Consider the following 24,761-nt stretch of genomic DNA (forward strand, 5'->3'; position numbering starts at 1 on the left):
CACCATCGATGAATGATCACCAGAGTGCGGGCGCTGAGTACGCAGTGGACCGTGGTGGTGCCACTGATCGCGATCGTGCTGCTCGCGTTCACCTGGGGGCGCGAGCTGCCGGGTGCCGTGGTCGCCGTCGTCGCGGTGGTCCTCGCGGCCTCCGTGCTCGCTGCCGTGCACCACGCGGAGGTCGTCGCCCACCGGGTCGGTGAACCCTTCGGTTCGCTCGTGCTCGCGGTGGCCGTGACGATCATCGAGGTGGCACTGATCGTCACTTTGATGGCCGACGGCGGGGCCAAGAGCTCCACACTCGCCCGCGACACCGTGTTCGCCGCCGTCATGATCACCTGCAACGGCATCGTCGGCGTCAGCCTGCTCGCGGCCGCGCTGCGGCACCGCGTGGCGATCTTCCAGTCCGAGGGCACCGGGGGAGCCCTCGCCACCGTGGCCACGCTCGCGACGCTCTGCCTGGTCCTGCCGACCTTCACCACCAGCAAGCTCGGACCGGAGTTCTCCACCTCCCAGCTGGTCTTCTCGGCCGTCGCCGCGCTCGTCCTGTACGGGCTCTTCGTCGCGACGCAGACCGTGCGCCACCGCGACTACTTCCTGCCGATCACCAAGCACGGCGAGGTGATCGACGCCGATGACCACGCCGACGTACCGAGCACCCGGACCGCCCTGTTCAGCCTCGGCCTGCTCGGGCTCGCCCTGGTCGCCGTCGTCGGACTCACCAAGGGCGTCTCGAAGACGATCGAGCAGGGGGTGGAGGCGGCGGGCATGCCGCAGGCGGTGGTCGGAGTGATCATCGCGCTGCTCGTGCTGCTGCCCGAGACGATCGCGGCGCTGCGCGCGGCTCGCAGGGACCGCGTGCAGACCAGCCTCAACCTCGCGCTCGGCTCGTCCATGGCCAGCATCGGCCTCACGGTGCCGGCCGTCGCCATCGCCTCGTACTGGCTGACGGGGCCGCTCGTCCTCGGGCTCGGCGCCACCCACATGGTGCTGCTCGCGCTGACCATGGTGGTCGCGACCCTCACCATCGTTCCGGGCCGTGCCACACCGCTGCAGGGCGGCGTCCATCTGGTGATCCTCGCCGCGTACATCGAGCTCGCCGTCACGCCCTGACCGCCCTGCACCCACCGCCCTTCGGGCGGTAGTGGCGCCGTGATAGACCCTCAAGGAGCAAACGCTCTTCTACGGAGGTCCCTCGTGCCGCGCACGCTCGCCAACGCCCCGATCATGGTTCTCAACGGTCCGAACCTGAACCTGCTCGGCAAGCGCCAGCCTGAGATCTACGGCCGCGACACCCTCGCCGACGTCGAGGCACTGTGCGTGAAGGCGGCTGCCGCGCACGGCGCCACCGTGGACTTCCGGCAGTCCAACCACGAGGGCGAGCTCGTCGACTGGATCCATGAGGCGCGCGAGAACCACGTGGGCGTCGTCATCAACCCGGCCGCCTACTCGCACACCTCCGTGGCGATCCTGGACGCGCTCAACACCTGTGACGGCATGCCGGTGGTGGAGGTCCACATCTCCAACATCCACCAGCGCGAGGAGTTCCGGCACCACTCCTACGTATCGCTGCGCGCCGACGGCGTGATCGCCGGATGCGGCGTGCAGGGATACGCGTTCGGCGTCGAGCGGGTGGCGGCGCTCGCCGCACCGGGGACGGCGCAGGCGTAAAACGCCGCTACAGGGCGGGCCGCGGCGAAACGGCCCGCCTACAAGTCACCAGCCCCGCTCGCGCCACTCCTGGAGGTGGGGACGTTCGGCGCCCAGCGTCGTGTCGCCCCCGTGGCCGGGGTAGACCCATGTCTCGTCCGGCAGCGTGCCGAAGATCTTCGTCTCCACGTCGTCGATGAGGCTCGCGAAGGCCTCGGGGTCCTTCCACGTGTTGCCCACGCCACCCGGGAACAGGCAGTCACCGGTGAAGACGTGCGGGTGGCCGTGCGGGTCGTCGTAGACCAGGGCGATCGAACCGGGCGTGTGGCCGACCAGGTGGCGGGCCGTGAGCGTGATCCGACCGAACTCGATCGTGTCCCCGTCGGCGACGGCGACGTCCGTCGCCACCGGGATCCCCTCGACGTCCTCGCGCCCCGCGTACGTGCGCGCGCCGGTCGCCTCGACGACCTCCTGGAGGGCCTGCCAGTGGTCGCCGTGCCGGTGCGTGGTGACGACGGCCCCGATGCCGTCCTCGCCGATGAGGTGCCGCAGCGTCTCCGGCTCGTTGGCCGCGTCGATCAGGAGCTGCTGATCGGTCGCGCGGCAGCGCAACAAGTAGGCGTTGTTGTCCATCGGCCCGACCGCGACCTTGGAGATCATCAGGTCCTGCAACTCGTGCACATCCGCCGGGCCGCCGACCTTCACCGCTCCGCTGTACGTCATGGATTCAGCCTATAGCGGGGGCAGGGGCGGCAGGGAGCCCCGGTCGACGGTGAGGGCGCCGCCGTCTCTGCGGCCCGCGAGCCAGCCCAGGAGGTCCGCCTGGCGGCCCCGGATGACGATGCCGAGTGGGACGGGAGCGTCGGCCTTGATCTCCTCAAGGGTGAGCGCCTGAACGGCCCCCGTGGAGATCATCCGGCCGTCGTCCTGCTTGATCAGCAGGGGCGGCAGGCCGGGGTGGTCGCGGAACCGCTTCGCGAGGAAGTTGATCTCCCGCTGGGTGAACTCGGCGGAGAGGTCCTCCAGTTCGTATCCGATCCCGAGGTCCACGTGGTGCAGCTCGACCTCGATCCAGCGCCGGAACGGCACGTTCGAGGCGAGATCCTTCACACCGTTGCGCAGCTCCACCGTGCGGGCCCAGTCGGCGTCCTCGGCCCCCAGACGCTGGAAGCGCTCGGCGCTGTCCTGTACGTCGCCGAGCTGCTCGCGCAGTCCGCGCGGGGCGTCCCGGTCGATGTCGGCGTCGCGGGAGCGGGCGCTCTCGTACATGGGGCGGCCCTCGAGGACGTTGACGAGCGCGTCCGCGTTACGGGCGAGGTGGGCGAGAACGTGCCCGCGGCTCCACCCCGGAAGCCGTGACGGCTCGGTCACAGTGGAGTTGTCCAGGGTGCCGACCGCGGCGAGCAGCCGGTCGGTCGCTTCGCGTACTGACGCCAGGTCGCGCACATGATCACTCATGGCGCCGACGATAGCCCCGCCACACGTTCGGGTGAAGGTGGCCTACGAAGGCCTACGATCCGCGTGAATCGAATGTACGTGCTATATGGTCGAGGGCGGCGTCGGGCATGCTGGAAGTTCTGGTGGGTCGAGTTTGTTACCACCCAGGGAATCCGACCGGCGTTGTCAGTGGCTCCCTCTAGTCTTCGAAGGACAGTCTTCTCAGGGCTGCTCCGCCTCGATCGTGGCGTGAGCGCCCTTGAGAGTCAGACCTCGAGAGACGGGGGCCCGCCCCTGTCACTTGTCTCTCAAGAAAGGTGCGGACCGGCGTGGCCGACCGTCTCATCGTCCGTGGCGCGCGCGAGCACAATCTTCGGAATGTCTCGCTCGACCTCCCGCGCGACTCCCTCATCGTCTTCACCGGTCTGTCGGGCTCCGGTAAGTCCTCCCTCGCGTTCGACACGATCTTCGCCGAGGGGCAGCGCCGGTACGTCGAGTCGCTGTCCTCGTACGCCCGCCAGTTCCTCGGCCAGATGGACAAGCCGGACGTCGACTTCATCGAGGGCCTCTCCCCGGCCGTCTCGATCGACCAGAAGTCCACGTCGCGCAACCCGCGCTCCACGGTCGGCACCATCACCGAGGTCTACGACTACCTGCGCCTGCTCTTCGCGCGCGTCGGCAAGCCGCACTGCCCGGAGTGCGGCCGGCCCATCGCCCGCCAGTCGCCGCAGGCCATCGTCGACAAGGTCCTCGAGCTGCCCGAGGGCAGCCGCTTCCAGGTCCTGTCGCCGCTCGTGCGCGAGCGCAAGGGCGAGTTCGTCGACCTCTTCAGCGACCTGCAGACCAAGGGCTACTCCCGCGCGCGCGTGGACGGGCAGACGATCCAGCTGTCCGAGCCGCCGACGCTGAAGAAGCAGGAGAAGCACACGATCGAGGTGGTCGTCGACCGCCTCACCGTGAAGAGCTCCGCCAAGCGCCGCCTGACCGACTCCGTGGAGACCGCGCTCGGCCTCTCCGGCGGCATGGTCGTGCTCGACTTCGTCGACCTCCCCGAGGACGACCCGGAGCGCGAGCGCATGTACTCGGAGCACCTGTACTGCACGTACGACGACCTGTCCTTCGAGGAGCTGGAGCCGCGCTCCTTCTCCTTCAACTCGCCCTTCGGCGCCTGCCCCGACTGCACCGGCATCGGTACGCGCATGGAGGTCGACCCCGAGCTGATCGTCCCCGACGAGGACAAGTCGCTCGACGAGGGTGCCATCCACCCGTGGTCGCACGGGCACACGAAGGACTACTTCGGCCGCCTCATCGGCGCCCTCGCGGACGCGCTCGGCTTCCGTACGGACATCCCCTTCGCCGGCCTCCCGCAGCGCGCCAAGAAGGCGCTCCTGAACGGGCACAAGACGCAGATCGAGGTCCGCTACCGCAACCGGTACGGGCGCGAGCGCCGCTACACGACGCCCTTCGAGGGCGCCGTCCCGTTCGTGAAGCGCCGGCACAGCGAGGCCGAGTCGGACGCGAGCCGCGAGCGCTTCGAGGGCTACATGCGCGAGGTGCCCTGCCCGACCTGTGAGGGCACACGACTGAAGCCGCTGATCCTGGCCGTCACGGTCATGGGGAAGTCGATCGCCGAGGTCTCGGCGATGTCCATCAGCGACTGCGCCGACTTCCTGAGCGAGCTGAAGCTGAACGCGCGCGACAAGAAGATCGCCGAGCGCGTCCTGAAGGAGGTCAACGAGCGGCTGCGCTTCCTGGTCGACGTCGGCCTCGACTATCTGTCGCTCAACCGCGCGGCGGGCACCCTCTCCGGCGGCGAGGCCCAGCGCATCCGGCTCGCCACGCAGATCGGATCCGGCCTCGTCGGCGTCCTGTACGTGCTCGACGAGCCGTCCATCGGTCTGCACCAGCGCGACAACCACCGGCTCATCGAGACGCTCGTCCGGCTCCGCGACATGGGCAACACGCTCATCGTGGTCGAGCACGACGAGGACACGATCAAGGTCGCCGACTGGATCGTCGACATCGGCCCCGGCGCGGGCGAGCACGGCGGCAAGGTCGTGCACAGCGGTCCGTTGAAGGAGCTGCTGGCTAACCCCGAGTCGATGACCGGCCAGTACCTGGCGGGCAAGAAGGCCATCGCGATGCCGGACATCCGGCGGCCCGTGGACCCGGGACGCCGCCTCACCGTGCACGGCGCCAAGGAGAACAACCTCCGGGACATCGACGTGTCGTTCCCGCTGGGCGTCCTCACGGCCGTCACCGGCGTCTCCGGATCCGGCAAGTCGACGCTGGTGAACGACATCCTGTACACGCACCTGGCAAGGGAGTTGAACGGGGCGCGCTCCGTTCCCGGCCGGCACACGCGCGTGGACGGCGACGACCTCGTCGACAAGGTCGTGCACGTCGACCAGTCGCCCATCGGCCGCACCCCGCGGTCGAACCCGGCGACGTACACCGGAGTCTTCGACAACGTCCGCAAGCTGTTCGCCGAGACGACCGAGGCGAAGGTCCGCGGCTACCTGCCGGGGCGCTTCTCCTTCAACGTCAAGGGCGGCCGCTGCGAGAACTGCTCGGGCGACGGCACGATCAAGATCGAGATGAACTTCCTGCCGGACGTGTACGTCCCGTGCGAGGTCTGCCACGGTGCGCGCTACAACCGGGAAACCCTTGAGGTCCACTACAAGGGCAAGTCCATCTCCGAGGTCCTGGACATGCCGATCGAGGAGGCGCTGAGCTTCTTCGAGGCCGTCCCGGCGATCGCCCGGCACCTCAGGACGCTCAACGACGTGGGCCTCGGCTACGTCCGGCTCGGGCAGCCCGCGCCGACGCTCTCCGGTGGTGAGGCGCAGCGCGTGAAGCTCGCCAGTGAGCTGCAGAAGCGTTCCACGGGCCGCACGGTGTACGTGCTCGACGAGCCGACGACCGGTCTGCACTTCGAGGACATCAGCAAGCTCATCACGGTGCTCTCGGGCCTCGTCGACAAGGGCAACACGGTCATCGTCATCGAGCACAACCTCGACGTGATCAAGACCGCCGACTGGATCGTCGACATGGGCCCCGAGGGTGGCAGCGGCGGTGGTCTCGTCGTCGCGGAGGGCACTCCGGAGGAGGTCGCGGCCGTCCCGACGAGCCACACCGGCAAGTTCCTGCGCGATGTCCTCGGCGCCGACCGGGTCAGCGACGCGGCCGTGCCCGCGGCGCGCCCCCGTAAGGCGGCGAAGAAGACCGTGGCGGCGACGAAGGCGCCCGCCAAGAAGACGGCCACGGCGAAGGCGGCCGCCGCCAAGACGACGACCAAGTCGACCGCCAAGACGGCCACCAAGACCGCCAAGACGGCCGCGAAGAAGCCCGCCGCCAAGAAGGCGACCGGGAAGGCCCGCAAGGCCTGACAGAGGTCCGGCCCCGCCGGTGGACGAGCGACGGCGCCCCGTGGGAACTCCCCACGGGGCGCCGCGCGTTCAGTACTCGGCCGGTCCTCACCAGGCGAGACCCTGACCCTCGTCAGGCGGGACCCCGGTCCTCACCAGGCAGGACCCACCAGTTCGGTGGCGTAGGGCGGCTCCGCGCCCGCCCGTGAGCAGGTGACCGCCGCCGCCCGCGCGGCGAACCGCAGCAGCCGGGACCAGTCGTCGCCGCCGAGCCCGGCGATCCCGGCGGGGGAGAGGGCGTCCTGGCGCGAAAGCCCGTGCAGCAGCGCGGCGTTGACGGTGTCACCGGCGCCGATCGTGTCCACGACGTCGACCCGCTCGCCCGGCACCGAGTACTCGCCCCCGTCCCGCGTGAGCGCGGTGAGCCCCTCCCCGCCGCGCGTGATCACCACGGCGGCGGGCCCCGCGGCCAGCCACTCCTGCGGGGTGCCGCCCAGCCACTCGGCGTCCTCCTCTGAGAGCTTCAGCAGCGTCGTCGACGCGAGCCAGCTCTTGAAGCGGGCCCGGTAGGCGTCCGCGTCCGGGATCAGGCCGGCCCGGATGTTCGGGTCGAGCGCCGTGCACAGGCCCTGCGCGGCGGCCGAGCGCATCACGTCCTCATACGCGGTGGCGCCCGGTTCGAGCGCCAGCGAGCAGGTGCCGAACGACACCGCGCGCGTGCCCGCCGGTAGTGCCTCGGGCACCGTGAAGAGCCGGTCGGCGGTCCCCTCCACGTAGAAGGAGTACCCGGCGGAGCCGTCGGCCCCGATCGAGGCCACGGCGAGCGTCGTCGGCTCGTCGCCCCGCTGCACCGGGGACACATCCACCCCGGCCGTCCGCAGGCCGCCGAGCAGGGCCTCCCCGAAGGCGTCCCGCGACACCCGCGAGCAGAACGCCACGGACGAGCCGAGGCGGCCGAGTGCCACCGCCGTGTTGTACGGGCCGCCGCCGAGCCGCGGGGCGAGGGCGGGCAGCTCGGTGACGGGTCCGCCGTCGGTGGGCACGCCCTGTGGGACGAGGTCGATCAGTGCCTCTCCGGCGACGACAATCACGGTGCTTCCTTTCGGGCGGGCGGGCGTGCGGCGGGTGTGGTGGGGCCCGCTGTTCACGTCGACGCTAGAGCCTCACGCCGGGCGCGGCACCCGCCTCACGCGAACCGGGCAGGCACGCCGCGGACCCGGGCACGTACGCCCTGCATCCGGGCACGATCCACTCCCGGACCCAGTACTCCCAGTCCCATCACACCCGGCCCCAGCACTTCCGGCTCCTCACTCCCAATCCCACCCGATGCCCACAAGGCCCGCCCGCACCTGCGGCTCCACCATGTGCACCGACCGGTGGGGGCCGCTCAGGGCGAGTTCGTGGCGGCCGTCGCGCGGGCCCGCGGCCGACCGCTGGACGAAGCGGTGGCAGCGCACGGGCAGCGTGTCGTCCGCGAACCGGACCTGGAGCGCGTACTGCCCTCCGGCGGAGCCGAACCCGCGGACGTACTCGGTGGCGGACCTGGCCGTCCCGTCCTCGAAGCCGTACTGGAACATATGGGTGTCGCCGGCCCGCAGCCGCGCGTCGAAGAGCAGCTCCGCGACCAGGACGCCCGTCCCGTCGTCCCAACGCACCCGCCCCGTACGGCAGTTCTCCATGGCGTACACCGCCACATCCGCCGGGGAACACCCCGGGGCGCCATGGTGGATGGCCATATAACGGTCCACGCCGTCGCGGTGCGCCCGCACGATCTGCTGCGAGTCCCTGCCCTGGAGCTGCCGGTGCGCGCCGATCCGCACCCGCTCGTGGTGCCCGACGGTGTGCAGCCCGCCGTCCAGCGGGGTCTCCAGCTCCGCGAGCAGCCGCTCGACGGCCCCGGACGCCTCGATGAGCGACCGGTACGAGCGGGTCGCCGGGCGCTTGGGCACGGCCGCTTCGGGAACCGGGCCGAGCAGCCGGATCAGCGATTCCTCGGGCAGTTCGAGGATCTCCTCCAGGGCGCGCACCGCCCGCATCGACTCCGGACGCTGTGGCCGCCGCGCGCCCTGCTGCCAGTAACTCAGGCTGGTGAGGCCGATGGTGACGCCTCGGCGGGCCAGATGGTGCCGTACGCGGTGCAGCGGCAGTTGCCGGGCGATGATCGCGGCCCGCAGGGCGCTGTGGAACGGGCCGGAGCGCAGGGCTCCCGCCAGGTCCGGTGCCTGTGCCGCGTTCACTTGTCGTTCGCCGAGCCGCATCCGGGCCTCCTGCTTGTGCGCGCTGCGCCCGCGGGCCGCCACTGGGAACAAGTCACCCGGCATTGAAGCGTGCCGCCCAGCCCCCGACAAGACTTCGGGGTGCCCGGCGCCACCGCCGCCGGGCACCCCGAACTGTCACACACCGCCAGTAGGGTGTCTGACATGGCCGACCCCTCCAGCTACCGCCCCAAGCCGGGACAGATCCCCGACTCTCCAGGGGTGTACAGGTTCCGCGACGAGCACCGCCGGGTGATCTACGTCGGGAAGGCGAAAAGCCTGCGCCAGCGCCTGGCGAACTACTTCCAGGACCTGGCGAACCTGCACCCCCGTACGCGCACGATGGTCACCACGGCCGCGTCCGTGGAGTGGACGGTGGTGTCCACGGAGGTCGAGGCGCTGCAGCTGGAGTACTCCTGGATCAAGGAGTACGACCCCCGGTTCAACGTCAAGTACCGCGACGACAAGAGCTACCCGTACCTCGCGGTGACGATGAACGAGGACTTCCCGCGGGTCCAGGTGATGCGCGGCCAGAAGAAGAAGGGCGTGCGCTACTTCGGTCCGTACGGGCACGCGTGGGCGATCCGCGACACCGTGGACCTGCTCCTGCGCGTCTTCCCGGTACGCACCTGCTCCAAGGGCGTGTTCAAGAACGCGGAGCGCACCGGCCGCCCCTGCCTGCTGGGCTACATCGGCAAGTGCTCGGCGCCCTGTGTGGGCCGCGTCACGCCCGACGAGCACCGCGAACTGGCCGAGGAATTCTGCGACTTCATGGCGGGGCGTACGGGGACGTACATCCGGCGCCTGGAGAAGGACATGGCCGCGGCCGCCGACGAGATGGAGTACGAGCGGGCGGCCCGCCTGCGCGACGACGTCGAGGCGCTCAAGAAGGCCATGGAGAAGAGCGCGGTCGTCCTCACCGACGCCACCGACGCCGACCTGATCGCCCTGGCCGAGGACGAGCTGGAGGCGGCCGTCCAGATCTTCCATGTGCGCGGCGGACGCGTGCGCGGCCAGCGCGGCTGGGTCACCGACAAGGTCGAGGCGGTCACCAGCGGTGACCTCGTCGAGCACGCGTTGCAGCAGCTCTACGGGGAGGAGACCGGGGACGCCGTCCCCAAGGAGGTCCTCGTCCCCGCGCTGCCCGACCCCCTGGAGCCCGTCCAGGCCTGGCTCACGGAGCGCCGCGGGGCGAACGTGTCGCTGCGTATCCCGCAGCGGGGCGACAAGAAGGCGCTCATGGAGACGGTCCACAGGAACGCGCAGCAGTCGCTCGTCCTGCACAAGACGAAGCGCGCCTCCGACCTCACCACGCGCTCGCGCGCGCTGGAGGAGATCGCCGGCGCCCTCGACCTGGACGGCGCTCCGCTGCGGATCGAGTGCTACGACATCTCGCACCTCCAGGGTGACGACGTCGTGGCCTCCATGGTCGTCTTCGAGGACGGTCTTGCCCGCAAGAGCGAGTACCGCCGCTTCGAGATCAAGGGCTTCGAGGGACAGGACGACGTCCGTTCCATGCACGAGGTCATCACCCGCCGCTTCAAGCGCTACCTTGCCGCTCAGGAGAAGTCCCGCGACTGGTCCGACGAGGAGCCGGACGCGGGCGAGGAGACGGTGGTCGAGGAGTCGCGCCTCACGGAGGAGGACGGCCGGCCCAAGAAGTTCGCCTACCCGCCGCAGCTCGTGGTGGTCGACGGCGGCCAGCCGCAGGTCGCGGCGGCCAAGCGGGCCCTGGACGAGCTCGGCATCGACGACATCGCGGTGTGCGGCCTCGCCAAGCGCCTCGAAGAGGTCTGGGTGCCGGACGAGGAGGACCCGGTCGTCCTTCCCCGGACCAGCGAAGGGCTCTATCTGCTCCAGCGCGTCCGCGACGAGGCGCACCGCTTCGCGATCACCTACCAGCGCAGCAAGCGGGCCAAGCGCTTCAGGGCGGGCCCGCTGGACGATGTGCAGGGGCTCGGGGACTCGCGCAAGCAGGCACTGCTCAAGCACTTCGGGTCGGTGAAGCGGCTGCGGGCCGCCACCATCGACCAGATCTGCGAGGTCCCCGGCATAGGCCGCAAGACGGCCGAGGCCATCGTGGTGGCCTTCGCCAAGGCCGCACCCGCTGCGCCCGCGGTGAACACGGCCACCGGAGAGATCATGGAAGACGAGGACGGCACGACGGACGTGCCGACCGGCGGGGACCCCGTCAGCGCGGGTGCCCCGGAAGAACGACGGGGGCAGGAGTCATGAGCGAGCAGGACCACGAGAGCAGCGACACCAGCGACACCAGCGGCACGCCAGAGGGCCCCGCAGCACAGGAACAGCCGCAACCACAGCACGGAGCACAAGTGAGCACGGGCACCGGATCAGGGACAGAACCAGGTACGGAACCAGGCGCGGGCACGGGCGCGGACTCGGACACCGCCACGGGCGCGGACTCGGACACCGGAGCGGGAGCCGGCAAGACCGCCGAGGCGCCGGGTGTCCCCGACGCCGCCATCCCCGAGCTCGTGATCATCTCCGGGATGTCCGGCGCGGGCCGCTCCACGGCAGCGAAGTGCCTGGAGGACCTCGGCTGGTTCGTCGTCGACAACCTGCCGCCCGCACTGATCCCCACCATGGTGGAGCTCGGCGCCCGCTCGCAGGGCAACGTGGCGCGGATCGCGGTCGTCGTCGACGTACGGGGACGGCGCTTCTTCGACAACCTCCGGCAGTCCCTCGCGGACCTGGAGGCCAAGCACGTCACGCGGCGCATCGTCTTCCTGGAGTCCTCCGACGAGGCCCTGGTGCGCCGCTTCGAGTCCGTGCGCCGTCCGCACCCCCTCCAGGGCGACGGCCGCATCGTCGACGGCATCGACGCCGAGCGCGAGCTGCTGCGCGAGCTGCGGGGCGACGCGGACCTGGTCATCGACACCTCCAGCCTCAATGTCCACGAACTGCGCGCCAAGATGGACGCCCAGTTCGCCGGCGACGAGGAGCCCGAGCTGCGGGCCACCGTCATGTCGTTCGGCTTCAAGTACGGCCTGCCGGTCGACGCCGACCTCGTGGTCGACATGCGCTTCCTGCCGAACCCGCACTGGGTCCCCGAGCTGCGCCCCTTCACCGGGCTCAACGAAGAGGTCTCGAACTACGTCTTCTCGCAGCCCAGCGCCAAGGAGTTCCTCGACCGCTATACCGAGCTGCTCCAGCTGATCGCCGCGGGCTACCGCCGTGAGGGCAAGCGCTACGTGACGATCGCCGTCGGCTGTACGGGCGGCAAGCACCGCTCCGTCGCGACGTCGGAGAAGCTCGCCGCCCGCCTCGCCGCGCAGGGCGTGGAGACCGTGGTCGTCCACCGCGACATGGGACGGGAATGACGGGACGTACCCTGCGGCTCACCAGCAGGATCCGCCGCAGGACCTCGCCGGTGAAGCCGGGCAAGGGCGCCACCCCGAAGGTGGTGGCCCTGGGCGGCGGCATGGGCCTGTCGGCGTCCCTGGCCGCGCTGCGCCGCATCACGAACAACCTCACGGCCGTCGTCACGGTCGCCGACGACGGGGGCTCCAGTGGCCGCCTGCGCGACGAACTGGGCGTGCTGCCGCCCGGTGACCTGCGCAAGGCCCTCGCGGCCCTGTGCGGGGACGACGACTGGGGCCAGACCTGGGCCCGCGTCATCCAGCACCGCTTCCAGTCCAAGGGCGAGCTGCACGAGCACGCGGTCGGCAATCTGCTGATCGTCGCCCTGTGGGAGCAGCTCGGCGATCATGTGCAGGCCCTGGACCTGGTCGGCAAGCTGCTCGGCGCGCAGGGCCGTGTGCTGCCCATGTCCGCCGTCCCGCTGGAACTCCAGGCACTGGTGAAGGGGCACGATCCGACACGCCCGGACGACATCGAGACCGTGCGCGGTCAGGCGACGGTCGCGCTCACCCGCGGCGAGGTCCAGTCCGTCCACGTGGTGCCGCGCGATCCGCCGGCCGTCCCGGAGGCGGTCGCCGCGGTGCTCGACGCGGACTGGGTGGTGCTGGGCCCGGGCTCCTGGTTCTCCTCCGTGATTCCGCATCTGCTGGTCCCGGAGCTGCTCGACGCGCTGGTCGAGACGAAGGCCCGCAAGGTCCTCTCGCTGAACCTCGCGCCGCAACCCGGAGAAACTGAGGGGTTCTCCCCGCAGCGTCATTTGGAAGTTTTGGGACGACACGCACCTAAACTCGCCCTGGACGTGGTGCTGGCCGACGAGGCCGCCGTGCCCGACCGCGAAGAGCTCATCGACTCCGCCAAGGAGCGTTTCGGTGCCGCGGTCGAGCTGGCGCCGGTGGCCAGGCCCGACGGCACTCCGAGGCACGACCCGGAGCTGTTGGCCGCCGCGTACGACCGTATTTTTCGGATGCATGGAAGGATCGGCCCATGGCGATGACGGCAGCGGTGAAGGACGAGATCTCCCGGCTTCCCGTCACCCGGACCTGCTGCAGGAAGGCCGAGGTCTCGGCCATTCTGCGGTTTGCGGGCGGCCTTCACCTGGTGAGCGGCCGCATCGTGATCGAGGCGGAGCTGGACACCGCGATGGCCGCACGGCGGCTCAAGCGGGACATTCTCGAGATCTTCGGGCACAGCTCGGAGCTGATCGTGATGGCGCCCGGCGGGCTGCGCCGCGGCTCGCGGTTCGTTGTACGAGTGGTGGCGGGCGGCGACCAGCTGGCCCGCCAGACGGGCCTGGTGGACGGCCGCGGCCGTCCGATCCGGGGCCTGCCGCCGCAGGTGGTCTCGGGGGCCACCTGTGACGCGGAGGCGGCCTGGCGCGGCGCTTTCCTGGCGCACGGCTCGCTCACCGAGCCGGGGCGCTCCAGCTCGCTCGAGGTGACGTGCCCGGGCCCGGAGGCGGCGCTCGCCCTGGTCGGCGCCGCCCGCAGGCTGCAGATCGCGAGCAAGGCCCGTGAGGTGCGCGGCGTGGACCGCGTGGTGGTGCGCGACGGCGACGCGATCGGCGCGCTCCTCACCCGCATGGGAGCGCACGAGTCGGTGCTCGCCTGGGAGGAGCGGCGGATGCGCCGCGAGGTCCGCGCCACGGCGAACCGCCTCGCGAACTTCGACGACGCGAACCTGCGCCGCTCGGCCCGCGCCGCGGTCGCGGCCGGCGCCCGGGTGCAGCGCGCCCTGGAGATCCTCGCCGACGACGTGCCCGAGCACCTCGCCGCCGCGGGCCGCCTGCGCATGGACCACAAGCAGGCCTCCCTGGAAGAGCTGGGCGCGCTCGCGGACCCGCCGCTGACCAAGGACGCCGTCGCGGGCCGCATTCGCCGCCTGCTGGCCATGGCGGACAAGCGGGCCCAGGACCTCGGCATCCCCGGCACGGAGTCCAACATCACGGAGGACATGGCGGAGGAGATGACGGAGGAGATGGCGGAGAGCCTCGCGCAGAACATGGTGGGCTGATCCGCACGACAACATGGTGAGCTGATCCGCACGACAGCTCCGAAAAGCCGGTGGCGGCGCCCGATCCCGGGCGCCGCCACCGGCTTTTCCGCGTCCGCGAACGGGAGTTGAGGCCCCCTTGACTTGACCATGAACTGTCACGATTCTGACGCTTGTTCGCTTCTGCGGCATCACGCCACAACCGTGGCAGACAACTGCAAGGGGGGCTCATGCGTCGAAGAGCAGGAAGAGCGGGACGAAGAGCGAGATCGATCCTCGCTGTCGGAGCGCTTGTTCTGGGGGTGGGAGGCGCCGCACTGGCACCCGTCGCCTACGCGGACAACGGCCCGGCGAAGGACAGTCCAGGCGCGGACGCCGTCAAGGTGTTCCGCGCCGACGTGTCGAAGGAGCAGATACCGCTGCTCCTCCAGGCCGGCCAGGACGGCCACGAACTCGGCGAGCAGGCGCCCGACAAGGGCACTTCGAAGGTCGAGGTCTACCTCACCGACAAGCAGGCAGACGGCCTTCGTAAGAAGGGCGTCGAGCTCACCGAGCACAAGCTGACCGCCAAGGCCACGTCCCGCGTGAAGGCCGCCGGTGACGGCGTCTTCCGCCCGTACAGCGGCACGGGCGGCCTCCAGGAGGAGATCCTCCGCACCGGCCAGGAGCACCCCGACCTCACCAAGGTCGTCTCCATCGGCAAGACGCTCCAGGGCCAGGACATCCTCGCGCTCAAGCTCAGCAAGGGCGCCAAGAAGGTCAAGGACGGCGCGAAGCCGTCCGTGCTCTACATGTCGAACCAGCACGCGCGCGAGTGGATCACCCCGGAGATGACCCGCCGCCTGATGCACCACTACGTGGACAACTACTCCAAGGACGCGCGCATCAAGAAGCTCGTCGACTCCACGGAGATGTGGTTCGTCCTCTCCGCCAACCCCGACGGCTACGACTGGACGTTCAAGGACGCCGCCAACCGCCAGTGGCGCAAGAACATGCGCGACAACAACGGCGACGGCAAGTACACCACCGGCGACGGCGTCGACCTCAACCGCAACTTCGCCTACAAGTGGGGCTACGACGACGAGGGTTCGTCCCCCGAACCCGCCAACCAGACCTACCGTGGCGCGAGCCCGAACTCCGAGCCGGAGACCAAGGCCGTCGACGCCTTCGAGAAGCGCGTCGGCTTCGACTACGCCATCAACTACCACTCGGCCGCCGAGCTGCTGCTCTACGGAGTGGGCTGGCAGGTCGCCACACCGACCCCGGACGACGTGCTCTACAAGGCGCTCGCCGGCACCCCGGAGAAGTCCGCGATCCCCGGCTACCACCCGCAGGTCTCCTCGGAGCTGTACACGACGAACGGCGAGGCCGACGGGCACGCGGGCAACGTCAACGGCGTCTCGATGTTCACGCCGGAGATGAGCACCTGCCAGACCGCGTCGAACGTCGACCCCAATGACGCGTGGAACGCCGCCGACTGCGCGTCGGTCTTCACGTTCCCGGACGACGAGAAGCTCATCCAGGCCGAGTTCCAGAAGAACATCCCCTTCGCGATGTCGGTCGCCGAGACCGCCTCGCACCCGGACCAGCCGTCGTCCTCGGTCGGCATGGAGGCGCCCGACTTCACCCCGGCGAAGTTCACGACTTCGTACGCCCGCGGTGGCGACCAGGAAGTCTCCGTGACCGCGCGGAAGTCCGTGTCCGACAAGGAGCTGAACTACCGCGTCAATGGCGGCCGTTCGCACGATGAGAAATTGCGCGCCTGGAAGGGCGGCGAGACCTACGGCGGCGAAGACAATCTGCACTTCGACGCCTATAGGGCGGAGGTCGAGGACGCCGATGTCGGCGACAAGGTAGAGGTGTGGTTCACGGGACGGACGAAATCCGGAAAGCGCACAAGTAGCGAGCACTTCACCTACAGCGTCGCCGCACGCGACAAGGGCGACACTCTTGTCGTCGCGGAGAACGACGCCGCAGGTGTGCAATCGGCCGCCTACGTAGCTGCGCTCAAGGCTGCGGGCCACTCCGCGGCCGTCTGGAACGTCGCGAAGCAGGGCGCTCCCGACCCCCTCGCCGTCCTCGGCCACTTCAAGGCGGTCGTCCACTACACGAGCGCCGACCGTCCGGCCCTCGCCACTCAACTCGCCATACGCGACTACCTGAACGAGGGCGGCAAGCTCGTCGAGGCCGGCGAGAAGGCGGGCGGCTCCGTCGACATCGGCGACACCACGACGAACGACTTCAGCCAGTACTACCTGGGCGCCTACTCGCGTACGGCCGCCCCTGTGGCGACCCGATTCGACGGCTCCGGCGCCCTCGAAGGCATCGCCGCGTCCCTCGGCGACGCCCCCGGCAACCCGCTGAACGGCGCGGGCCTGTACGAGGCGACCTCCGCGACCCTGCCGAAGTTCAAGAGTGCGGGAGCCGGCCAGTACGAGGGTGCGGGCATGGCGGCCGCCGTCCACACGGACGACGCGTACAAGCGTCTGACCCGCACCGTCGACCTCACCGGGGTCACCGCGGCCCAGCAGCCGTCCCTGCGGATGCAACTCCTGTGGGACACCGAACCGGGCTACGACCACGTGCTCCTGGAGGCGCACACGACCGGTGCGGAGGACTGGACGACCCTGCCGGACAAGGACGGTCTGACCTCGAACAAGGTGCCCACCGAGTGCGAGGCCGGCTTCTTCCTGGAGGACCACCCGGCGCTCACCCGCTACCTGACACCGGGCGGCGCCGCCTGCGGCAACACCGGTACCTCCGGGCAGTGGAACAGCCTCACCGGCTCCTCGGACGACTGGAAGACGGTCACGTACGACCTGAGCGCCTACGCCGGCAAGTCCGTCGAGGTGTCCCTGAGTTACGTGAGTGACCCCGGCACCGGCGGCGAGGGCGTGCGCGCCGACAACGCCTCCGTCGTCATCGGGGGACAGGCCACCGACACCGAGGGCTTCGAGACGTCCCTGGGCGTCTGGAGCGTCCCCGGACCGCCCGCGGGCAGCCCGCCCGCCGTGAAGGACTGGGCGCTCGCCAAGGACCTGTTCACGACCTACGGGGCGATCAGCACGCCGGACACCGTGCTCCTCGGATTCGGTCTGGAACACGTCACCGCGACAGCCGACAGAAATGCGCTCATCAGAAAGGCCCTGCGCTCAATTAGCGACTGATCGGGGTCTGAATTACCCCCGAAATACACGGCGACCCGTACGTTACTCACGAGTACGGGTCGCTGTGTCCTGCATGGAGTCGCTCGATGTCACCCCGAGCGCTTATGGGAGGTAGGGTCGGAGGCGGTCGGGGACATCCCAAATAAATCTCGCCGGCGTCGATACTCCGGCGTACCAACGAGGAGATCGGTTCGTGACGATCCGCGTAGGCATCAACGGCTTTGGCCGCATCGGTCGCAATTATTTCCGCGCCCTTCTTGACCAGGGTGCAGACATCGAGATCGTTGCTGTCAACGACCTGGGTGACACCGCGACCACCGCACACCTTCTGAAGTACGACACCATCCTGGGCCGCCTCAAGGCCGAGGTGTCGCACACCGAGGACACCATCACGGTCGACGGCCACACCATCAAGGTGCTGTCCGAGCGCAACCCCTCCGACATCCCGTGGGGCCAGCTCGGTGTCGACATCGTGATCGAGTCCACGGGCATCTTCACGAAGAAGGCCGACGCCGAGAAGCACATCGCCGGCGGCGCCAAGAAGGTCCTCATCTCGGCTCCGGCCAAGGACGAGGACATCACCATCGTGATGGGCGTCAACCAGGACCAGTACGACCCGGCGAACCACCACGTCATCTCGAACGCGTCGTGCACCACCAACTGTGTGGCGCCGATGGCGAAGGTTCTCGACGAGAACTTCGGCATCAACCGTGGCCTGATGACGACGGTTCACGCGTACACGAACGACCAGCGGATCCTGGACTTCCCGCACAGCGACCTGCGTCGCGCGCGTGCCGCCGCGGAGAACATCATTCCGACCACGACGGGCGCCGCCAAGGCCACCGCTCTGGTCCTGCCGCAGCTCAAGGGCAAGCTCGACGGCATCGCGATGCGCGTCCCGGTCCCGACCGGCTCGGCCACCGACCTGGTCGTGGAGCTGCAGCGCGAGACCACCAAGGAAGAGGTCAACGCCGCGTTCAAGAAGGCCGCGGACGGCGAGCTCAAGGGCATCCTGTACTACACCGAGGACCCGATCGTGTCCTCGGACATCGTCGGCGAGCCGGCCTCCTGCACCTTCGACTCCTCCCTGACCATGGTCCAGGAGGGCAACTCGGTGAAGATCCTCGGCTGGTACGACAACGAGTGGGGCTACTCCAACCGTCTCGTCGACCTCACGGTCTTCGTCGGCGGCCAGCTCTGAACCTCTAAGGTTCTGGAGCAGCAAGGCACTCAGATGTGAGCGAAGGGTCCGGACCCGCGCGATGCCGCGCGACAGTCCGGACCCTTCGCGCGTCAGCCGCCACGGTTCAGCCTTCGAGGCTCGCCCTCTCAAGAACGTGCACGACCAGCCCTCTCAAGGAGCCCATCCATGAAGACGATTGAGGAACTTCTCGCCGAAGGGGTCGACGGGAAGCGGGTGTTCGTCCGCGCCGACCTCAACGTGCCGCTGGCCGACGGCCTCATCACCGACGACGGCCGCATCCGCGCCGTCCTGCCCACCGTCAAGGCCCTGGCCGACGCGGGCGCCAAGGTGATCGTCGCCTCCCACCTGGGCCGTCCGAAGGGCGCCCCGGACCCGCAGTTCTCCCTGCTGCCCGCCGCCGAGCGCCTCGGCGAACTGCTCGGCAAGCCGGTCGCCTTCGCCCAGGACACGGTCGGCCCCGCGGCCAACGAGGCCGTGGACGGCCTGGAGCCCGGCCAGGTCGCCGTCATCGAGAACCTGCGCTTCAACGCCGGCGAGACGAGCAAGGACGACGCAGAGCGCGGCGACTTCGCCGAGCAGCTCGCGAACCTTGCCGACGTCTACGTAGGCGACGGTTTCGGCGCCGTGCACCGCAAGCACGCCTCCGTGTATGACCTGCCGAAGCGGCTTCCGCACTACGCCGGGTTCCTCATCGCCACCGAGGTCGGCGTCCTCAAGAAGCTCACCGACGACGTCAAGCGCCCCTACGTGGTCGCGCTCGGCGGCGCCAAGGTCTCCGACAAGCTGGCCGTCATCGACCAGCTGCTCGGCAAGGCCGACCGCCTCCTCATCGGCGGCGGCATGGCGTACACCTTCCTCAAGGCCAAGGGCTACGAGGTCGGCATCTCGCTCCTCCAGGAGGACCAGCTCCCGACCGTCACCGAGTACATGGAGCGCGCCGAGAAGAACGGCGTGGAGCTCGTGCTCCCGGTCGACGTCCTGGTCTCGGGCGAGTTCCCGGACCTCAAGACCAAGGCCCCGGCCAACCCCACCACCGTCGCCGCGGACGCCATCCCGGCCGACCAGGAGGGCCTGGACATCGGCCCCGAGACCCGCAAGCTGTACGCCTCGAAGCTCGTCGACGCCGAGACCGTGTTCTGGAACGGCCCGATGGGCGTCTTCGAGCACCCCGACTACGCCGAGGGCACCAAGGCGGTCGCCCAGGCCCTCATCGACGCTCCCGGCTTCACCGTCGTGGGTGGCGGAGACTCCGCCGCGGCGGTCCGTACGCTGGGCTTCGACGAGAAGGCATTCGGCCACATCTCGACCGGCGGTGGCGCCTCCCTCGAGTACCTCGAGGGCAAGACGCTGCCCGGTCTCGCCGCACTGGAGGACTGACCCCGCATGACTGCTCCCGTACAGGGCCGCACGCCGCTGATGGCGGGCAACTGGAAGATGAACCTCAACCACCTCGAGGCCATCGCGCACGTCCAGAAGCTCGCCTTCGCTCTCGCGGACAAGGACTACGACTCCGTCGAGGTCGCCGTCCTTCCGCCGTTCACCGACCTGCGCTCCGTGCAGACGCTGGTCGACGGCGACAAGCTCAAGATCAAGTACGGCGCCCAGGACCTCTCGGCGCACGACTCCGGCGCGTACACCGGTGAGATCTCCGGCCCGATGCTCGCCAAGCTCAAGTGCACCTTCGTGGCGATCGGCCACTCGGAGCGCCGGCAGTACCACGACGAGACCGACGAGATCGTCAACGGCAAGGTGAAGGCCGCGTACAAGCACGGCCTGACGCCGATCCTGTGCGTCGGTGAGGAGCTGGACGTCCGCGAGGCGGGCAACCACGTCTCCCACACGCTCGGCCAGGTCGAGGGCGGCCTCAAGGACCTGCCCGCCGAGCAGGCCGAGACCATCGTCATCGCGTACGAGCCCGTGTGGGCCATCGGCACCGGCAAGGTGTGCGGCGCCGACGACGCGCAGGAGGTCTGCGCGGCGATCCGCGGCAAGCTCGCCGAGCTGTACTCGCAGGACGTCGCCGACAAGGTCCGCATCCAGTACGGCGGCTCGGTGAAGTCCGGCAACGTCGCGGAGATCATGTCCAAGCCCGACATCGACGGCGCGCTGATCGGCGGCGCCTCGCTGGACGCCGACGAGTTCGTCAAGATCGTTCGCTTCCACGAGCAGTGACACGAGCAGCGAGTAGGCGCTAGCCGCCATACGTCGTACCCTGGCGGGGCCGTAGCTCTATACCGAGCTTCGGCCCCGTCGTCCGAAAAGTTCCGAGGAAGTTGGTCCAGCCGTGGTTATGGGGTTCTCGATCGCCCTGATCGTCTTCAGCCTGCTGCTGATGCTCCTGGTGCTCATGCACAAGGGAAAGGGTGGCGGCCTCTCCGACATGTTCGGTGGCGGCATGCAGTCCTCGGTCGGTGGCTCCTCGGTCGCCGAGCGGAACCTCGACCGGATCACGATCGTGATCGGTCTCCTGTGGTTCGCGTGCATCGTGGTGCTCGGCATTCTGATGAAGATCAACAGGTAATTTTTGGGCCCCGGTCCTTCGGGCCGGCCCGTCACAACCGCATATCTCCCACGTAAAGCCCCATGTTCGGTACGCGCTCAACAACGCGGCCTATCATGGGGCTTGCGTCTGGGGAGCGATGTAACTCCAAGCACTGGACGCGCGTTGGGCCTTACGTAGACTGAGGCGCTCCGCGGCGAAGCGCGAACGCCGACACGCTTCGCGGCACCATCACGCAGGGAGTTACGACCGTGGCAAGTGGCAACGCGATCCGAGGAAGTCGGGTCGGGGCGGGGCCGATGGGCGAGGCCGAGCGCGGCGAGTCCGCGCCGCGCCTGCGCATCTCCTTCTGGTGCTCGAACGGGCACGAGACGCAGCCGAGCTTCGCCTCCGACGCGCAGGTGCCGGAGACCTGGGACTGTCCGCGCTGCGGCTTCCCTGCCGGGCAGGACCGGGACAGCCCGCCGGCCCCGCCGCGTACGGAGCCGTACAAGACGCATCTGGCCTACGTGCGCGAGCGGCGCAGCGACGCGGACGGCGAGGCCATCCTCGCCGAGGCGCTCGCGAAACTGCGGGGCGAGATCTGACCGGCCGAAAAGGGCCGGGCACTTGAGAAGGTGCCCGGCCCTTTCTCGTACCTCTTTCGTGTGGCCGCGGAAAGGCCCGATTCACCCTGATCAATTAGGTTGGACGGGAGCAGCGGGGCACCGTACGTACGCAGGTACGAGAGAAGGCTGAAGTTCGAGATGAACGCGTCCGACAAGCAGACAGCACTCACCCAGACGCCCGAATGGCAGGCGCTCGTCAAGCACCGGGAGCAGCTGGGCGACGTACAGCTGCGGGAGTTGTTCGAGGCCGATCCCGCGCGCGGGTCCGACTGGACGCTGCGGGTCGGTGACCTGCACGTCGACTACTCCAAGCACCTGGTCGCCGACGAGACGCTGCGGCTGCTGCGCGAGCTGGCCGCCGCGACCGATGTGTTCGGCCTGCGCGACGCCATGTTCCGTGGCGACAAGATCAATACGACCGAGGACCGCGCCGTCCTGCACACCGCGCTGCGCGCCCCGCGGGACGCCGTGATCGAGGTCGACGGCGAGAACGTGGTGCCGGGCGTGCACGCCGTGCTCGACAAGATGGCCGCCTTCGCCGACCGCGTCAGGTCGGGGGAGTGGACCGGGCACACCGGCAAGCGGATCAGGAACGTCGTCAACATCGGCATCGGCGGCTCCGACCTCGGGCCCGCGATGGCGTACGAGGTGCTGCGCTCCTTCGCCGACCGCGACCTCACCGTCCGCTTCGTGTCGAACGTCGACGGGGCCGATCTGCACGAGGCCGTACGGGACCTGGACCCGGCCGAGACGCTGTTCGTCATCGCCTCGAAGACCTTCACCACCATCGAGACGATCACCAACGCGACGTCCGCGCGCGACTGGCTGCTCACCGAGCTGAGGGCCAGTCAGGAAGCCGTCGCCAAGCACTTCGTGGCGCTTTCGACGAACGCCGAGAAGGTGTCGGAGTTCGGCATCGACACGGACAACATGTTCGAGTTCTGGGACTGGGTCGGCGGACGTTATTCGTATGACTCCGCGATTGGCCTGGCGCTGATGATCGCGATCGGTCCCGACCGCTTCCGCGAGATGCTCGACGGATTCCACCTCGTCGACGAGCACTTCCGCACGGCGCCCGCCGAGTCCAACGTCCCTCTGCTGATGGGCCTGTTGGGCATCTGGTACGGCAACTTCCACGACGCCCAGTCGCACGCCGTGCTGCCGTACTCGCACTACCTCTCCAAGTTCACGGCGTACCTCCAGCAGCTCGACATGGAGTCGAACGGCAAGTACGTGCAGAGGAACGGCGAGGAGGTCGGCTGGCAGACCGGCCCCGTGGTGTGGGGCACGCCGGGCACGAACGGGCAGCACGCGTACTACCAACTCATCCACCAGGGAACGAAGTTGATCCCGGCGGACTTCATCGGCTTCGCCGAGCCCGTCGCCGATCTGCTGCCGGGGCTCGTCGCCCAGCACGACCTCCTCATGGCCAACTTCTTCGCGCAGACCCAGGCGCTCGCGTTCGGCAAGACGCCCGACGAGGTGCGCGCCGAGGGGGTGCCCGAGGAGCTGGTGCCGCACAAGACGTTCAAGGGCAACCACCCGACGACCACGATCTTCGCGAAGGACCTCACGCCGTCCGTGCTCGGGCAGTTGGTCGCCCTCTACGAGCACAAGGTGTTCGTGCAGGGCGCCGTCTGGAACATCGACTCCTTCGACCAGTGGGGCGTCGAACTCGGCAAGGTGCTCGCCAAGCGCGTGGAGCCGGCGCTCACCGAGGGCGAGGACGTACCGGGGCTCGACACGTCGACGCAGGCGCTGGTCGCGAAGTACCGGGAGCTGCGGGGTCGTTAATCATTATTGGGGTGCGCAAAGTCCTTCCGGCGGGTGAGACTGCCCGTCCGTGACCCTGCCGGGAGGCACCCTGTGGATCAGCTCATGTCGGCGCTCGCCGACCCCGAACGACTCAGGCTTTACGCGCGCATCGTCCTCGACGACCTGCCGCCGCGCGAGGCCGACTCCCCGGTGGCCCGCAAGCACCTCGGCAAGCTGATCGGCGCCGGCCTCGTCGAGCGCCTCGACGACGGCTCGTTGCGGGCGGGACCCGAAGTCTTCCGCCGCCACAGGACCCCCGAGCCCACCACGGGCGTTCCGCGTCACCTCACGGGATTCTTCTCCCGGGGCAGGCTGACGGCCATACCGGTACGGCCCGCCGTCCGCCATGAACTCCTGGTGCACCTCACGGGCACCCTCTTCGACGCCGAGCGCACCTACAGCGAGCGCGAGGTCAACGAGGCGCTGCGTACGGTCCACGACGACACGGCGGCGCTGCGCCGCTACTGCGTCACGGACGGCCTCCTCGTACGGGAGAACGACGGTTCCGACTACCGGGTGCCGCAGTACGCGTAAGGCCCCACTTCTTAAAGAAGCGGGGCCTTCGACTACGTAAGCCGCTGTGACGAGCAGCCGTTGTTACGAGACGGCCGGCGGATACAGCTCCGGCGGCAGCTGCGACGCCGCGGCCGCGTCCAGCAGCCACAGCGTGCGCGAGCGGCCGTACGCCCCCGCGGCAGGGGCCTGGATCTCGCCCGCGCCGGACAGCGCGATCGCCGCGGCCTTCGCCTTGTCCTCGCCCGCGGCCAGCAGCCACACCTCGCGCGCGGCCCGGATCGCCGGGAGCGTGAGCGTGGTGCGGGTGGGCGGGGGCTTGGGGGCTCCGTGCACGCCGACGACCGTGCGCTCCGTCTCGCGGACCGCCGGAAGCTCGGGGAAGAGCGACGCGACGTGCGTGTCCGGGCCGACGCCGAGCATCAGGACGTCGAAGGTCGGCACGGGGCCGTGGTCCTCGGGGCCCGCGGCGTTCGCGAGCTCGGCCGCGTACGCCTCGGCAGCGGCCTCCACCTCGAAGGGCCCGTCCGACGCGGGCATGGGGTGCACGCGCGCGGGGTCGAGCGGCACCGCGTCGAGCAGCGCCTCCTTCGCCTGCGTGTAGTTGCGCTCGGGGTCGCCGTCCGGCAGGAAGCGCTCGTCACCCCACCACAGGTCGAGCCTGCCCCAGTCGATCGCGTCCCGGGCGGGCGCCGTCTTCAGCGCGGCCAGCAGGCCGTTGCCGTTGCGGCCGCCCGTCAGGACGACGGAGGCGGAGCCGCGGGCGGACTGGGCGTCGACGATCTTGGTGATCAGCCGGGCCGCGGCCGCCTGCGCCATCAGCTCCTTGTCGCGGTGGACGACGAGTTGGGGTGCTGCACTCACTTGTCTGCGC

20 protein-coding genes are annotated in these 24,761 nt (G+C 69.5%); 15 read left to right on the forward strand and 5 right to left on the reverse strand.

What is annotated here, in order from left to right:
• Window positions 1-12: 12 nt before the first annotated feature.
• Window positions 13-1,113 carry a calcium:cation antiporter gene (locus OG746_RS31425; RefSeq protein WP_266720846.1) on the forward strand — a complete coding sequence of 367 codons (1,101 nt, stop codon included), beginning with the start codon at window positions 13-15 and terminating at the stop codon, window positions 1,111-1,113.
• A gap of 84 nt (window positions 1,114-1,197) precedes the next feature.
• Entirely contained in the window at window positions 1,198-1,671 is a 474-nt protein-coding gene (aroQ, locus tag OG746_RS31430) for a type II 3-dehydroquinate dehydratase (RefSeq protein WP_266720848.1), read from the forward strand.
• A gap of 45 nt (window positions 1,672-1,716) precedes the next feature.
• On the opposite strand, the gene OG746_RS31435 is transcribed toward aroQ, so the two are convergent.
• Together OG746_RS31435 and OG746_RS31440 are read right to left on the reverse strand one after the other, a co-directional pair.
• A complete protein-coding gene (locus tag OG746_RS31435) occupies window positions 1,717-2,373 on the reverse strand; it encodes an MBL fold metallo-hydrolase (RefSeq protein ID WP_266720850.1) in 657 nt (218 codons plus the stop codon).
• A 9-nt stretch (window positions 2,374-2,382) separates the two neighbouring features.
• Window positions 2,383-3,108 (reverse strand): maleylpyruvate isomerase family mycothiol-dependent enzyme, encoded by a 726-nt coding sequence (locus tag OG746_RS31440; RefSeq protein ID WP_266720851.1) that lies wholly within the window; start codon window positions 3,106-3,108, stop codon window positions 2,383-2,385.
• Between the two features lie 308 nt (window positions 3,109-3,416).
• On the opposite strand from OG746_RS31440, the gene uvrA reads away from it, so the two are divergent.
• Window positions 3,417-6,476, forward strand: a complete 3,060-nt coding sequence (uvrA, locus tag OG746_RS31445) for an excinuclease ABC subunit UvrA (RefSeq protein ID WP_266720853.1) — start codon at window positions 3,417-3,419, stop codon at window positions 6,474-6,476.
• Window positions 6,477-6,607: 131 nt separating this feature from the next.
• Here the strand turns inward: uvrA and OG746_RS31450 are convergent, their stop codons facing one another.
• Both OG746_RS31450 and OG746_RS31455 read right to left on the reverse strand, forming a co-directional pair.
• A complete protein-coding gene (locus OG746_RS31450) occupies window positions 6,608-7,546 on the reverse strand; it encodes a carbohydrate kinase family protein (protein WP_266720855.1) in 939 nt (312 codons plus the stop codon).
• A 216-nt stretch (window positions 7,547-7,762) separates the two neighbouring features.
• Entirely contained in the window at window positions 7,763-8,713 is a 951-nt protein-coding gene (locus OG746_RS31455; protein WP_266725551.1) for a hypothetical protein, read from the reverse strand.
• A 162-nt stretch (window positions 8,714-8,875) separates the two neighbouring features.
• On the opposite strand from OG746_RS31455, the gene uvrC reads away from it, so the two are divergent.
• The 12 genes from uvrC (at window position 8,876) to OG746_RS31515 (ending at window position 23,908) form a co-directional block, all read left to right on the forward strand.
• The gene (gene uvrC, locus OG746_RS31460; protein ID WP_266720857.1) at window positions 8,876-10,945 is read left to right on the forward strand and encodes an excinuclease ABC subunit UvrC; all 2,070 of its coding nucleotides are present in this window, start codon (window positions 8,876-8,878) and stop codon (window positions 10,943-10,945) included.
• The gene (rapZ, locus tag OG746_RS31465) at window positions 10,942-12,051 is read left to right on the forward strand and encodes an RNase adapter RapZ (RefSeq protein WP_266720859.1); all 1,110 of its coding nucleotides are present in this window, start codon (window positions 10,942-10,944) and stop codon (window positions 12,049-12,051) included. The genes uvrC and rapZ overlap by 4 nt, the downstream gene beginning before the upstream one ends.
• Window positions 12,048-13,085, forward strand: a complete 1,038-nt coding sequence (locus tag OG746_RS31470) for a gluconeogenesis factor YvcK family protein (protein WP_266720861.1) — start codon at window positions 12,048-12,050, stop codon at window positions 13,083-13,085. Before rapZ ends, OG746_RS31470 begins: the two co-directional genes overlap by 4 nt.
• Window positions 13,076-14,101 carry a DNA-binding protein WhiA gene (whiA, locus tag OG746_RS31475; protein WP_266720863.1) on the forward strand — a complete coding sequence of 342 codons (1,026 nt, stop codon included), beginning with the start codon at window positions 13,076-13,078 and terminating at the stop codon, window positions 14,099-14,101. Before OG746_RS31470 ends, whiA begins: the two co-directional genes overlap by 10 nt.
• Window positions 14,102-14,310: 209 nt before the next feature.
• Window positions 14,311-17,247, forward strand: a complete 2,937-nt coding sequence (locus OG746_RS31480; protein ID WP_266720865.1) for a M14 family metallopeptidase — start codon at window positions 14,311-14,313, stop codon at window positions 17,245-17,247.
• A gap of 193 nt (window positions 17,248-17,440) precedes the next feature.
• Window positions 17,441-18,448 carry a type I glyceraldehyde-3-phosphate dehydrogenase gene (gene gap / locus OG746_RS31485; RefSeq protein WP_266720867.1) on the forward strand — a complete coding sequence of 336 codons (1,008 nt, stop codon included), beginning with the start codon at window positions 17,441-17,443 and terminating at the stop codon, window positions 18,446-18,448.
• A 168-nt stretch (window positions 18,449-18,616) separates the two neighbouring features.
• Complete coding sequence (locus OG746_RS31490) at window positions 18,617-19,828, forward strand: phosphoglycerate kinase (RefSeq protein ID WP_266720869.1); 1,212 nt, start codon at window positions 18,617-18,619, stop codon at window positions 19,826-19,828.
• A gap of 39 nt (window positions 19,829-19,867) precedes the next feature.
• Window positions 19,868-20,623, forward strand: coding sequence for a triose-phosphate isomerase (tpiA, locus tag OG746_RS31495; protein WP_266725552.1), 756 nt, complete (start codon window positions 19,868-19,870; stop codon window positions 20,621-20,623).
• 118 nt (window positions 20,624-20,741) lie between these two features.
• Window positions 20,742-20,972 carry a preprotein translocase subunit SecG gene (gene secG / locus OG746_RS31500; RefSeq protein ID WP_266720871.1) on the forward strand — a complete coding sequence of 77 codons (231 nt, stop codon included), beginning with the start codon at window positions 20,742-20,744 and terminating at the stop codon, window positions 20,970-20,972.
• Window positions 20,973-21,202: 230 nt separating this feature from the next.
• Window positions 21,203-21,538, forward strand: coding sequence for an RNA polymerase-binding protein RbpA (locus OG746_RS31505; RefSeq protein ID WP_266720873.1), 336 nt, complete (start codon window positions 21,203-21,205; stop codon window positions 21,536-21,538).
• Between the two features lie 159 nt (window positions 21,539-21,697).
• Entirely contained in the window at window positions 21,698-23,353 is a 1,656-nt protein-coding gene (gene pgi / locus OG746_RS31510; RefSeq protein WP_266720874.1) for a glucose-6-phosphate isomerase, read from the forward strand.
• Window positions 23,354-23,686: 333 nt separating this feature from the next.
• Window positions 23,687-23,908 carry a DUF2087 domain-containing protein gene (locus tag OG746_RS31515; RefSeq protein WP_266725553.1) on the forward strand — a complete coding sequence of 74 codons (222 nt, stop codon included), beginning with the start codon at window positions 23,687-23,689 and terminating at the stop codon, window positions 23,906-23,908.
• Window positions 23,909-23,971: 63 nt separating this feature from the next.
• Here OG746_RS31515 and pgl read toward each other — a convergent pair whose 3' ends face one another.
• A complete protein-coding gene (gene pgl, locus OG746_RS31520; protein WP_266720875.1) occupies window positions 23,972-24,751 on the reverse strand; it encodes a 6-phosphogluconolactonase in 780 nt (259 codons plus the stop codon).
• Window positions 24,752-24,761 lie beyond the last annotated feature (10 nt).

This window comes from Streptomyces sp. NBC_01016, assembly GCF_026341035.1.
GTDB lineage: Bacteria > Actinomycetota > Actinomycetes > Streptomycetales > Streptomycetaceae > Streptomyces.